8 protein-coding genes are annotated in these 12,891 nt (G+C 69.0%); 1 reads left to right on the forward strand and 7 read right to left on the reverse strand.

All coding sequences use genetic code 11. The features are described from left to right. Positions 1 to 33: 33 nt before the first annotated feature. A complete protein-coding gene (locus ACFUEJ_RS11835) occupies positions 34 to 2,814 on the forward strand; it encodes a cation-transporting P-type ATPase (RefSeq protein WP_159370505.1) in 2,781 nt (926 codons plus the stop codon). Positions 2,815 to 2,826: 12 nt separating this feature from the next. Here the strand turns inward: ACFUEJ_RS11835 and ACFUEJ_RS11840 are convergent, their stop codons facing one another. From ACFUEJ_RS11840 to ACFUEJ_RS11870, 7 genes are all read right to left on the reverse strand, one after another. Continuing rightward, entirely contained in the window at positions 2,827 to 4,164 is a 1,338-nt protein-coding gene (locus ACFUEJ_RS11840) for a diacylglycerol kinase family protein (protein WP_068970318.1), read from the reverse strand. Then, complete coding sequence (locus tag ACFUEJ_RS11845; RefSeq protein WP_068970326.1) at positions 4,161 to 5,612, reverse strand: hypothetical protein; 1,452 nt, start codon at positions 5,610 to 5,612, stop codon at positions 4,161 to 4,163. The genes ACFUEJ_RS11840 and ACFUEJ_RS11845 overlap by 4 nt, the downstream gene beginning before the upstream one ends. Before the next feature lie 102 nt (positions 5,613 to 5,714). After that, positions 5,715 to 6,143, reverse strand: coding sequence for a hypothetical protein (locus ACFUEJ_RS11850; protein WP_055475098.1), 429 nt, complete (start codon positions 6,141 to 6,143; stop codon positions 5,715 to 5,717). Between the two features lie 174 nt (positions 6,144 to 6,317). Then, positions 6,318 to 9,083 (reverse strand): molybdopterin cofactor-binding domain-containing protein, encoded by a 2,766-nt coding sequence (locus ACFUEJ_RS11855; RefSeq protein WP_068970317.1) that lies wholly within the window; start codon positions 9,081 to 9,083, stop codon positions 6,318 to 6,320. Beyond that, positions 9,080 to 9,928 carry a xanthine dehydrogenase family protein subunit M gene (locus tag ACFUEJ_RS11860; protein ID WP_055475096.1) on the reverse strand — a complete coding sequence of 283 codons (849 nt, stop codon included), beginning with the start codon at positions 9,926 to 9,928 and terminating at the stop codon, positions 9,080 to 9,082. The genes ACFUEJ_RS11855 and ACFUEJ_RS11860 overlap by 4 nt, the downstream gene beginning before the upstream one ends. Positions 9,929 to 10,109: 181 nt before the next feature. Beyond that, entirely contained in the window at positions 10,110 to 11,606 is a 1,497-nt protein-coding gene (locus ACFUEJ_RS11865) for an MFS transporter (protein WP_055475095.1), read from the reverse strand. A 113-nt stretch (positions 11,607 to 11,719) separates the two neighbouring features. Beyond that, positions 11,720 to 12,505 (reverse strand): SGNH/GDSL hydrolase family protein, encoded by a 786-nt coding sequence (locus ACFUEJ_RS11870; protein ID WP_055475094.1) that lies wholly within the window; start codon positions 12,503 to 12,505, stop codon positions 11,720 to 11,722. Between the last annotated feature and the right edge of the window lie 386 nt (positions 12,506 to 12,891).

A 12,891-nucleotide genomic window follows, 5' to 3' on the forward strand; every position in this document is an offset into this window, starting at 1 on the left:
CGACACCGCCCGAGCCCGAGGCAGGAGAGTTGTATGGCCATCGCACGCCCGCCGTCGTCACCGGAACGTCGGGAGGACGACGCCCCCGCACCGGCCTGGCACGTCCAGGACGTCGAATCCGTCGTGTCGGCGCTCGAGTCCGACAGCACCGGTGGACTGTCGTCGGCCGAGATCGACGACCGACGGACGCGGTTCGGCGACAACGTGATCGCCGCGGAACCGGCCCCGTCGGTGGCTGCACTGGTGCTGCTGCAGCTCAAGGATCCGATGAACCTGATGCTGATCGCCGTGGTGATCGTCAGCCTGGTGATCGCGGAGGTCTCGACCGCGCTGGTGGTCGCCGCCCTGGTGGTGCTCAACCTGGTGCTGGGCACTCGGCAGGAGCTGAAGGCCCGGGCCAGCGTGGACGCCCTGGCGCGGATTCAGGTTCCGCAGGCCCGCGTGGTCCGGGGTGGAGTCCTGGTGGAAGTTCCCGCGGCGCAACTCGTTCCCGGGGACATCGTGCAGCTCGAAGCCGGCGACTTGGTGCCGGCCGACGGACGTCTGGTGCGGGCCGCCACGCTGGAGACGCAGGAGGCCGCGCTGACCGGCGAGAGCGCGCCGATCCCGAAGGACCCCGCCGCGCTCACCGATGTCGAGCTGGCCCTGGGTGACCGCAGCAACATGCTCTTCCAGAACACCTCGGTCACCCGCGGCACGGCGACGATGGTCGTCACCGAGACCGGGATGCGGACGCAGATGGGACAGATCGCGTCGATGCTGTCGGCGATCGCTCCACAGCGGTCACCCCTGCAGCGCGAGCTGGATTCACTCACCAAGATCCTGGGCGTGATCGCCTGGACCGCCGTGGCGATCATCGTGGTGATCGGGCTGGTGCGCGGACAAGACCTGGCGACGGTGATGCTGCTCGGTATCTCGATGGGCATCTCGGCGATACCCTCCGGTCTGCCCACTTTCGTCCAGGCGATGCTCGCCTTCGGGGCCCGGCAGCTCGCGGATGCCAAGGCGGTCGTCAAGAACCTCACCGACGTGGAGACGCTCGGCGCGACGAGTCTGATCAACTCGGACAAGACCGGGACACTCACCATGAACCAGATGATGGTGCGCTCGTTGTACTTCCACGGTCAGTGGTTCGCCGTCGACGGTGAGGGCTACGGCAAGACCGGGAGCATCACCCAGGCGGCGGGCGAGCCGGTTCCCGATTTCACCATGCTCGCGTACGGACTGTGCCTCGACAGCGACGCCACCGTGTCGGACGCCGGCGCCGTCATCGGCGATCCGACCGAGGCGGCGCTGATCGTGCTGGCAGCCAAGATGGGGGTCGACGCGCCGCTCACCCGCCAGACCTATCCCCGTCTCGCCGAGGTTCCATTCGACTCGGCCTACAAGTTCATGGCGACGTTCCACCGGCTGCCGGTGGACGGCACCGTCCGTTTCGTCGAGATGGTCAAGGGCGGTCCGGATGTCGTGCTGAACCGCTGCCGCTGGGCGTTCCGCCCCGGACGGGAGAGGGTGGAGCTGGCGGAGGTCCGGGCCGAGATCGAGGCGGCCAACGAGCAGATGTCGGCCGAGGGCCTACGTGTGCTGGCCTTCGCCGCGCGCGTGCTCGACGGCCGGGAGGACGAGGTGACCGCCGACCCGATGGCGTTCGTGGACGATCTCGTCTTCGTCGGGATGGTCGGGATCATCGACCCGTTGCGTGCCGAGGCCGTCGACGCCGTCCGCACGGCGCACGCCGCGGGGATCGATGTGCGGATGATCACGGGGGACCACACGGGAACCGCGTCGGCGATCGGTGCGCAGCTGGGACTCGGTCCCGGGGCCATCAGCGGTACCGAACTCGCCGCGATGTCCGATGAGGAACTCGCCGAGGCGCTTCCGCGGTTGCATGTGTTCGGGCGTGTCACGCCGTCGGACAAACTCCGGCTCGCCGACGTGATGCAGCGCCAGGGCGCGGTCGTCGCGATGACCGGCGACGCGGTCAACGACGCGGCCGCGCTGAAGAAGGCCGACATCGGGGTGGCGATGGGCTCGGGCAGCGAGGTCACCAAGCAGGCCGGCAAGCTGATCCTCACCGACGACAACTTCGGGACGTTGATCACCGCGATCCGGTTGGGGCGCAGCGTCTACGACAAGATCGTCGCCTACATCCGCTACCAGATGTCCAAGCTGTTCTCACTGGTGCTCCTGTTCCTGGTCGCGAGCATCTTCGACATCAACGAGGGCGTCGCGCTGGCGCCGCTGATGGTGGTCTTCCAGCACTTTTTCATCACCCTGTTCCCGGTGATCGTGATCATGCAGGACCCGCCGGCACCGGATCTGATGGCCAAACCACCACGGGACCCGAAACAGCCGATCACGAATCGCGCGTCGTTCGTGCAGTGGTTCGCCTACGGGGTCCTGCAGTTCGCGGTGACCTTCGTCGCGATGATGGTGGCGCCCGGTCCGATGAGCCCGACCGAACCGAACGTCCCGATGACCATGGGCTTCGTGGTGCTGTCCCTGGGTTCGGTGTTCGCCGGGTTGGTGATGCGGCGCGATCCGGAGTCGGGCCTCACACCGCCGATCGTCAACGCCGTGAAGATCCTGTCGATCCCGATCATCGTCACCGTGCTCGCGGTGGAGCTCGGATTTCTGCAAGACCTGCTGCAGACGACCTCGCTGACCGGCGGCCAGTGGCTCGCCTGCATCGGATGGTCGCTGATCATCCCCGTCGTGGTGGAGGCGGAGAAGTGGGTGCGACGTCGCCGGAGTCCGGCGGTGTCCGCGATCTCGGCCGTGGAGGCGGTGGCACCCCGGCGAGCGCTTCGCTGACCGAACGGGCGGCTACGAGGCCCGGTGTGGGTTCCACGCCAGGTACCACAACTGCAGCCAGTCCAGTTGTGGTGGCGCGACCCGGGTCTCGGGCCGGTGCCGGGGAACCCGTACGCGGAGCGCGCCGGGCGTGATGGTGCACCGCACCGGCGTCGTGAGCTGCAACGATTCGCCGTCGACCCCGACCGGGATGACCTCGGCGTCGGCGTCGACGGTCACCTCGGTGGCGATGCGCTGGACGAGTCCGCGGTCGTGGGTGCGCCGCAGGAGGCCGACAGCCTGCCGGGTGTCGGACACCGAGACGGTGACGACCCCGAGCCGTCCCTCGTCGATGCGGGTGCGGCGACCGAGCCCAGCCACGTCGTTGGTGGCATAAGGACCGTTGCTGACGAGGACGGCCTGGGGATCGGCGACGGTCTCGTTGCCGATGAGGGCCCGCAGACCCGACCTCGTCCCTCTGCCCAGGAGGTCGGGGAGCATGCGTAACACCGTGCGCGTCTTGTCATCTCGATACTGCGGACTCTGGACCACCTCGGCGTAGATGCCGAACGACGCGTTGTTGACGAACGGCCGACCGTTGATGTGACAGAGGTCGACATGGAACTCGACGCCGTCGCGCAGCGCGTCGAGACACCGGGCGGGGTCCTGACGGTCGAGCCCGAGATCGAGAGCGAAATGGTTTCGGGTGCCGGCACTGATGACCAGGAAGGGTACGCCCGCCTCGGCCGCGACTCCGGCGACGAGGGCCTGGGTGCCGTCACCTCCCGCGACACCGAGCAGGTCGGCCCCGCGCGCCACCGCGTCCCGTGCCAATTGCTCCACGTCGATCTCCACCGGCCCGTCCAGCAATACGACTTCGGCGCCGAGGGATTCGGCCTTGCGCTGCAGATCGAATCGGACGACCTTCCCGCCACCCGAACGCGGGTTCATGATGATGAACGGGCGGTGGACGTCCGGCGCCGGGTGTTCGGGCATCAGGGAGTCGATGCGGGACGGCCGCAGCGCGCGCCGACCGCATCCGACCGCGGCGGCCGCCAGCAGCGCGGCGGCGATCACGACCCAGAGCTGTCGCTCGCGAAGGAGGAACACCACGAGAACCGCCACCGGCAGGACCGCGAGAGCGGCCGAGACGATGCGGAGGACACCACGGCTGATGAGGAACCAGTACACCGCGGCGACGATGACGACGGCACAGACACCACAGATCGCCAGGAGGCCCAGCAGGCGGAGGAGGCCGGCGGCGGCCACCGGCAGCAGGATCGCGGCGACGGCCAGCGCCATGGCCGCGCGCGCCCACCATCTGCGTGTCGTGGGCGGCGCGACCTCGGCGGCGACCGACGCCTGACTCATACCGTCTCGACGGCCGGCGTCGCCGCGCCGGGCGTCTCCTGATCCGGTGGATCGGACTCCTCGTTCCGATCCTTGGCGGCCCAGTCCTTCGCCGGCCTGATCACGAGTTCGAGGATCAGGAGTGCGAGGAGTCCGAAGACGGCGATGAGGAGGACCACCAGACCGGTCGGATAGCTCCAGAAGACGAGCAGCAGCGCCGCGATGCCGATGATCGCGCTGCGCAACGCGATTCGCGCGCGGAACAGGCTCTCCTCGAAGGCATTCGGCGGCCGCGAGCGTCGTATCCGCTGCACCGAGTCGAGTCCGTGGCCGAATCCGCGCCGGACGGCCGTGGCCGAGGCGGACCCGCCCAGCAGGTAGGCCCCGACGGCGACCACGAGCCCGAGGACCGCCACGGCACGCAGCGCCAACCGCAGCGGATCGAGCACCGTGTCGATGGTGGCGGCCGCGGCATCCGGGGCGAGGATGTCGGGCGGCATCGCGTCGAGATAGAGCGCTCGGCCGATCAGCAACGCGATGGCGAGGACGAGCATGGCGAGGACGAGTGACAGTCCGGCGAGCGAGAGGGCCCGCAGACGCCGACCGCGGGGTGCGACGGCCACGGCGGCGAAGGCGAGCGCGATCGTCAGCCAGGGCAGGACGTCGGCGGCGGTGTCGAGTGCCGAGACGGCACGCTGGGCGCGGACCAGTTCGGGTGAGCGGAACAGGACGAACTGCTTGTCGACGGCGGGGATCTTCTCGGCGAAGGTGAAGCCGCGGTCGAGGAGGCGTGCCTTGACGTTGTCGATCACGGTGCCGAGCGAGATGCTGACGGTGCCGGAGTCGTCCACGGTCACCGACGACGGTCCGACGTCACCGGTCACGACCGCGACAAGGGCGGTGTGTGCGGCCCGATTCGCCTGCAGCCACAGGGATTCGAACTGATCGCTGGCGACGAACGACGACACGGTCTGTTGCACGAAGCCGCGGGCCTGGCCGGCCAGGACGGGAGCGAGACCCTCGACCGCCCGATCGACGCGTGGTGCGTTCTCGGTGGCCGGAACCGCGTCGGTCAGGGTCGTCAGCGCCGCCGCGGTGAGTCCCTCGACGTCGATGCGACTGAAGATCTCATCGGTGATCGTGTTCGAGATCTCGGCTTGCACTGCGGGATCCGAGGCGAGCGGAGCGACGGTGCTGACGTAGCGGTCGGTGTCGAGGATCTCGCCACGGACGAACCGCGAAGTCACCGAGGTGATGGCGAGTACGGCGACGAGGATGCACAGGACCGCGACGGCGAACCAGCGCCACCGGTTCCGCCGGGTCGGGTCGGGGGTCTTGGTGGCCGGCCCGGTGCCGGCCGCGTCGCGCAGGCGCGCGACCTCGGCTCGTAGTCGTTCGAGTTCGGCGCGCTCGGAGTCGGTGATGCCGACGCTCGGCTCCGCGCTCTGTCCGTTGGTGTCCGTGGTCATCTCGACGCCGCCCTTCCGGCCGCTGATCGTCTGGGGTTCCGGTGCTGACAGAACGCGCTCCACCGCCGAGGGGTGCCTCGACGGTGGAGCGTGGGTCGGGATCTAGCGGTATTCGGCCTTCGGCTGCCAGGTCGAGACGGCCCAGATGACCACGATGTCGAGAGCGATGATGAGGATCGACCACCAGGGGTAGTAGGGCAACCACAGGAAGTTGGCGATGATCGACAGACCGGCGATCACGATCGCGGTGAACCGTGCCCAGGTCGCGCCGGTGACGAGTGCGATGCCGACGCCGGCCATCACGACCCCGAGGGCGATGTGAATCCAGCCCCATGTGGTGAAGTCGAGCTTGTAGACATACTCGACGCCGCGGACGAAGACCTCGTCCTCGGCGACCGCGGCGATGCCCTGGAAGAGTTGGATGACACCGAGGACGATGAGGATGATCGCGGCGCCGATGGAGGTCCCCGCGGCGATGTTCTGTGAGGTGGATGGACGGTTGTTCTCGTGGGTGGGTGCGGTGTGAGTCATGACGACGCCCTTCTCTGGACAACCTTGACTGTGGACTACACGTACAGGGGGAGTGTCCTCCGAGTCATGCCGCCCCGCAACCGTTTCGGCGAGAGCGGGCCCAGAATTGTGACCATGGGCCGGAACTCGATGCCGTTGCCGCGCAAACCGATGCGCATTGCTAACGAAAAGGGGTCAGGTCTCTTGCCGAGCGAGTCGCCAGATGCGGTCGCGTGACATCGGCGTCTCACCGGGCCGGCTCCCGAGTGCGCGACGGATGGCGTTCGCGAGCGCCGGCGCGACCGGGTTGTACGGTGACTCGCTCATCGATTTGGCGCCGAACGGGCCGAGTTCGTCGCTGGTGTCGGCGAAGTAGACCTCCGTGACGGGGATGTCGGCCATCTGCGGGACGCGGTACACCCGGAAGACGTTCGTGATCGGCCGTCCGGCCTCGTCGATCATGATCTCCTCGTAGAGCGCGGTGCCGATGCCTTGCGCGACACCACCTTCCACCTGGCCGCGACATTGCTCGGGGTTCATCACGGTGCCCGCGTCGGCCGCGTGCACCGATTGCAGGATGCGGACGGTGCCGGTCTCGGTGTCGACCGCGACGCGGAAGGCCTGCACGTTGAACGCGATGGACCGCATCTCCCCGCGTTCGGCGCCCGCGGCGACGGCGCGCGGTCCCGCGGGGTGCTCGACCCGGTTCGACGGGTCGACAGCGCCGATGAGATCGGCGAACCCGACGATCCGGCCGTCGACGAGCGCGCCCTCCACGCCGAGGCCGACCTGTGCCGGGTCCGCTCCGGTGAGCTGCGCCGCGGCGTCGACAAGGGTGTCACGCAACGCGAGACATGCTGAGTGCAGCGCCTTCCCGGCCACGGTCGTGCCCGCCGAGGCGAACGCCCCGGTGTCGTGCACGACGGCATCGGTGTCGCCGTGCCACAGCGAGACCCGGTCGAGTCCGGTCGACAGCGCGGTGGCGACGATCTGGGCGTGGACCGTGGTCGTGCCGTTGCCGAACTCGGCGGTGCCCACGCCCACGTGGTACGTGCCGGCGGCGTCGACCGCGACGGTGACGTCGGCGAAGTGCCCGCGGGGGGCCATGGTGGCGATCGCGGCGATGGCCATGCCCTCGCCGACGCGCCAGCGGTCCCCCGACGGTGCCTCGACCCCGTTGCCGGCGTGCAATGCACGCTCGGCCAGATCGAGACACTGGTCGAGTCCATAGCTGCCGTAGACCAGGTCGACCTCGGGTTCGGCGCGTGCGATGAGGAGGGGATCGCCGTCGGCGACGGCGTTGCGGCGTCGGAACTCGAACGGGTCGATGCCGAGTTCGATCGCGAGTTCGTCCATCGCGCTCTCCACGGCGAAGACCACCTGGCCGAGGCCGTAACCCCGGAACGCGCCGGACGGCGGGTTGTTGGTGTAGACGACCTCCGCGTCGAGGCGCTTCATCGGGCAGTTGTACACCGACACCGATTCCGCGCACGCGTGGAACATCACGCCGATCGCGTGGTTGCCGTAGGCGCCGGTGTCCGACAACAGGTTCACGCGCAGGCCGGTGAGCCTGCCGTCCGCGTCGGCTCCGACATCGACGGTGACCCGCATCGGGTGCCGGTACGTGGTCCGGGTCAGTTCGTCGGTGCGGCTCATCTCGTAGGCGCAGGGTTTGCCGGTGCGGAGTACGGCCAGGGCGACGAGGTCCTCGGTCAGCATCTCCTGCTTGCCGCCGAACCCACCGCCCACCCGGGCGCTGAAGACCCGGATACGCTCCGGCGGCAGATCGAAGAGGAGCGCGAGCTCGTTGCGGACCAGGAACGGGACCTGGGTGCTGGTCCGGATGACGAGGCGCCCGTGTTCGTCGAACCACCCGATCGACCCGTGGGTTTCCAACTGGGCGTGGGAGACCCGCCCGCTGGACCAGGTGCCGTGCACAGTCGCCGACGATGCGGCGAGTGCGGCCTCGACGTCGCCGCCGAACCCCTCGTGAAAGGTGGCGATGACGTTGCGATGGGCCTCGGCGACCCGGTCGGCGGGAGTGCGATCGGGGTGCAGCAGTGGGGCTCCGGGGCTTCTGGCCGCTTCCGGGTCGAAGACCGCGGGCAGAACTTCGTAGGTGACGTCGATGAGCGCCAGGGCCTGGTCGGCGACGGCCGGGGACGACGCGACCACCGCGGCGACCCGCTGACCGACGAATCGCACCACCGGGTCGAAGACGAGTGTGTCGTCGGGATCCTCGAGGCGGCTCTCGTGGCGTCCCGTGGAAAACCGCGGAGTGGAGACGTTTTCGTGGGTGAAGATCAGCTCGACGCCGGGTAGCGCGGCGGCGTCGGTGGTGTCGATGGCGGTGATCCGTGCGTGCGCGTGCGGCGAACCGAGTACGTGGATGTGCAACGTCCCGGGCGTGGGGACGTCGAAGGTGTACGGCTCGGTTCCGGTCACCACGCGCCGGGCGGCGAGCGGAGCGACCGACTCGCCCACGAATGGCCGTTGCGCGGGCTCCGCGGGCGCAGCGGGGGATGCGGTGCCCGTGGCGGCCGCGGTGATCGCGTCCCGGATGGAGCGGTAACCGGTGCAGCGGCAGAGGTTTCCCTTCATCCGCCGCGGCAGGTCGGGGAGATGCTCGGCGGTGACGGTGGAGGCGGTCACGATCATTCCGGCGGTGCAGAAACCGCACTGGAATCCGAAGTTGTCGACGAAGGACTGCTGGACGGGGTGCAGGTCGTCGGGGGTGCCGAGCCCGGCCACCGTCGTCACCGACTTCCCGGCGGCGCGGTGAGCGGGATAGATGCAGGAGTGCACGGGCTGTCCGTCGACGAGCACCGAACACGCCCCGCAGTCGCCGGCGTCGCAGCCCTTCTTGACCTCGTAGTGTGCGTGTTCGCGGAGCAGCATCCGAAGGCACTGTCCCGCAGCGGGTTCGGCGTCGAGCGACTCTCCGTTGACCTCGAATCTCATGCGCCGGCTCCGAATCCCATGTCCTTGATTCCGTTCGTCGCCGACGACAACTCCGTGCGGATCTCCTCGCCCAGCACCGCCGAGACGCCGCGGCGCCAGTCGGCCGAACCCAGCGCGTCGGTGTAATAGCCACTTGCCGAGACGATGTCGTCGTGCAGCGCGTCGCGGGTCGGTAACCCGGTGTAGCGCAGAACGGTCGGCCATTCGGTGGCCGCGGTGATCCCGAAGGTGGCGGCGCCGTCGTCGTCGACCCGGCCGGTCACCACGGCCCCCGAGCGACCGAGCTCGGCGAGGGCGATCTTGCGCACGGAGGTGCGGGCGCGTAACGCGTGGGCGGGGAAGTCGATGGCGCGCAGGACTTCTCCCGGTGCCAGGAGGTTGATGCCGTTGCCGATGACCAGCTCGGCGACGGGTAGATCGCGGTCGGTGCCATCGGGACTCCACACGTGGGCGGTCGCGTCGAGCCCGACCGCCAGCGAGACCATCGACGCCGCCGCGTACGACCGGCAGATGTTGCCGCCGACGGTCGCCATGTTCCAGATCTTGAACGACGCCAGCAGTGCGTTCGCGCACTGCGCGAACATCGGGTGGGCCACGAAGCCGGAGCGCGGGGGGAGTGCGACGAGTTCGGCGATCGTGCAGGTGGCCGCGATCCGGAGACCACCTCCCGGCAGGTCTTCGACAGGTGCCCAACCCATCTCGCTCAGGTCGACTAGTCCCGTGGTCGCCGGCTGCGGCTCGGAGAACACCCAGGTGCCACCGGCGACGATCTGTTCGCCGGGCGCGGGGAACGCCTCATCCCGCGTGCGCGCGAACCGGTAGTGGGAGACGGCGGTGAGGTCCATCAGCGTGCCTTGTCGAGGAGGCGGGATGCGGCGGTGGGTGGCTCCCACCGTACGAGGCCGATGCGCCCGTCGGAGCGGATCGCGGAAGTCGACGTCGAGAGAAGCACGGCGTCACGCTACGTGCATCCGGTGCGGTCCGCATCTCGTGGGCCGGCGACCCGGCCCACAGGTGACCGGGTCGTCAGACCGGGGTCTCGGTGCTGCGGCCGTGCGCGGGAATCGCGAAGGCGACCACGGCGGCGATCGCACTCATGACGAGGGCGATGGCCGACGCCCACAGGTAGCCCTCGGCGGTCGGCACCTCGATCGCGGTGCCGTCGGCGACGGGAACCGAGATCATCGACCACGTCAGCAGCATGCCGACCGCGGCGGCGGCCGTCGAGGTGCCGATGATCCGCATGAGGGCGTTGACGCCGTTGGACTCGCCGGTCTGCTCGACGCTGACCGACTGCATGATGAGCGCCGGCATCGCGGAGTAGGCGATGCCGAGACCGGCGCCGATGCAGCAGGCGATGACCATCATGTGGATCCAGGTGAGGTCCCACGGGCCGGCGATCCCGACGATGAAGATCACGTAGCCGATGCCGATGATGACCGCGCCCAGGGCGAGGGAGATGCGGGCGCCGAAGACGGCGTTGATGCGACCGCTGATGTGTGAGAACACGAACATGACCAGACCGCTGGGCGCGAGGATGAGACTCGCGTGCACCATGTCGTACCCGAAGCCGTCCGGGCTGTTCGTCGGGGCCATCAGCAACTGGATCGGGATGAGTTGCATCGCGTAGAAGGCGAAACCGGTCGCGATCGACGCCAGATTCGTCAACAGCAGCGGGCGCTTGCCCAGGATGCGGAGATCGATCAACGGACTGTCGCGACGGAGTTCGACGAGGACCCACACGCCCAGCGACACGAGGAAGCCGGCGAACAGGCCGAGCGTCAGCGGAGCGGACCATCCCCACTCGGCGCCCTTGGACAACGGCAGCAGCAGACAGACGAGGAGCACCGTCAGACCGAGGGCGCCGAGCGCGTCGAACCGGCCGCCGGAGGGCTTGGCGGTGGAGCGGACCGTGAGGGCCACGCCGACACCGGCCAGCGTCGCGGCACCCGCACACGACCAGAACAGGGCGTGCCAGCTCACGTGTTGGGCGATGAGGGCGGCGACGGGGAGCCCGAGCGCACCGCCGATGCCGAGTGAGGCGCTCATCGTTCCCACCGACGAGCCGAGGTGGCGGGGCGGGACGATGTCGCGCATGACGCTGATGCCGAGCGCGACGATGCCGAAACCCAGCCCCTGGAGACCGCGGCCGATGATGAACAGCGGGAGCGACGTCGCGACCGCGCAGGCCACGGAACCCGCTGCGACGAAGCCGAGACTGACCAGGATGGCGAGGCGTTTGCCGTACATGTCGCCGATCCGCCCGCCGATGGGGGTGGCGACCGCGCCGAGCAGCAGCGTGATCGTGATCGCCCACGTGGTGTCGGAGGCATCGGCGTGCAGCAGCGCGGGGAGCTGAGGGATGAGCGGCACGATGATCGTCTGCATCAATGCGACAACGATGCCGGCGAGGCAGAGCACGGCCACCGCGAGCCGCGGGTGGGGCTTCTCGGCGGTGGGATCGGGGGGCGGGAGGTCCGGAGTGCTGTCCGTCGTTCCGTCGGCGTCGGTGCGGCTGGTCACGCCGTCATCCCGCTGGTTCCGCTCATCGATTGTGCACACCTCCGAACGACCAGGATATCCGGCGGGCCGCGGGTGCAGACGTTCGCACCCGGCGGGAAGCCTCGGCGTCCGGGCTACGCGAGGTCTGCCAGGCCGACGGGACGGGGCCAGCGCGGGGTGAGTCCGTCGCCCGACGAGACGCCGCGGATGCGGCGCACCACCCAGGGGCCGAGAAAGGTCCGCGCCCACTCCGCGTTCTGACGCCGCTGCTCCCGCCGGGTGGCGACCGCGGCGGCGGCCATCGTCTCGGGCGTGATGTGGTGGTCGACGCCGAGCAGGTCGAGGACCCGGCCGGCCATCTGTGCGTGACCGAGCGGCGACATGTGCAGGCGATCGGCGTCCCACATGCGGTAGTCGTCATAACCGGCCATCCGCCAGAAGTCGCAGATCAGTGCACCGTGCTTCTCGGCGACCGCCCGGACGAGTTCGTTGTAGATGGCGACCCGTCCACGCAGCATCCGGAACACCGGAGCCCATCCGGTGTCGTAGGCGGTGAAGACGACGACGGTGGCGCCCGTCGCGGTCAGGTCGCGCAGGGCCTCGTCGTACCGCGCGATCATCGCGTCGAGGTCGAGGGACGGGCGCATGAGATCGTTGCCGCCGGCGTAGATGGTGACCAGGTCGGGCTCCAGGGCGATCGCCGGACCGATCTGCTGGGCGAGCACCTCGTCGAGCAACCGGCCGCGGATGGCCAGGTTCGCATAGCCGAAGCCCGCCCCGCCCTCGGCGGACGCCGCGGCGGCGAGTTGTTCGGCGACACGGTCGGCCCACCCGCGTACCCCGTTGGGTCGGGCCGGGTCCGGATCGCCGACTCCCTCGGTGAACGAGTCGCCCAAGGCGACGTAACGGGTGAAGCCCACGGCAACGCCTTCCGGTCGGATCGGAGTGGTTCCGACGACGCTAATCCCGTGCGCCGTCGGCCGACAAAGCGAGCCCGTGACAGAGCGATCGGTCGGCATTCCGACGGAGCGATCGATCGGCATTCGCGAATTCCCGACGCTGCGGATCTCTCATTGTCGAATCCTGCTGGAGAGTATTTCTCAACACTGCGGCAATGAGTGCCACGTACATTGCGCGGCAATTGTTTTCGATCACCTTTCCCGAGGCGTCACAGTGCCGTGCCGCCGCCTTTCCGACGCGGTGGACGGCGTCGGGGAGCACGGTTTCCGAGGGGGTCGAAGGCGGTGTGAGGGGGTGGCCGAACGGCCGGTCTCGGTGAGTAGGATCACGACGTGAACTGCCCGTG

Origin of the sequence: Gordonia sp. NPDC057258, from assembly GCF_042668985.1 — a bacterium.
Taxonomy (GTDB): Bacteria; Actinomycetota; Actinomycetes; order Mycobacteriales; family Mycobacteriaceae; genus Gordonia; species Gordonia hongkongensis.

Coding starts and splice junctions, on each gene's coding strand:
- ACFUEJ_RS11860 (WP_055475096.1), bottom strand. CDS start 9,928: ATGGACCTCACCGCCGTCTCCCACTACCGGTTCGCGCGCACGCGGGAT.
- ACFUEJ_RS11835 (WP_159370505.1), top strand. CDS start 34: ATGGCCATCGCACGCCCGCCGTCGTCACCGGAACGTCGGGAGGACGAC.
- ACFUEJ_RS11845 (WP_068970326.1), bottom strand. CDS start 5,612: ATGACCACGGACACCAACGGACAGAGCGCGGAGCCGAGCGTCGGCATC.
- ACFUEJ_RS11855 (WP_068970317.1), bottom strand. CDS start 9,083: ATGAGATTCGAGGTCAACGGAGAGTCGCTCGACGCCGAACCCGCTGCG.
- ACFUEJ_RS11840 (WP_068970318.1), bottom strand. CDS start 4,164: ATGAGTCAGGCGTCGGTCGCCGCCGAGGTCGCGCCGCCCACGACACGC.
- ACFUEJ_RS11850 (WP_055475098.1), bottom strand. CDS start 6,143: ATGACTCACACCGCACCCACCCACGAGAACAACCGTCCATCCACCTCA.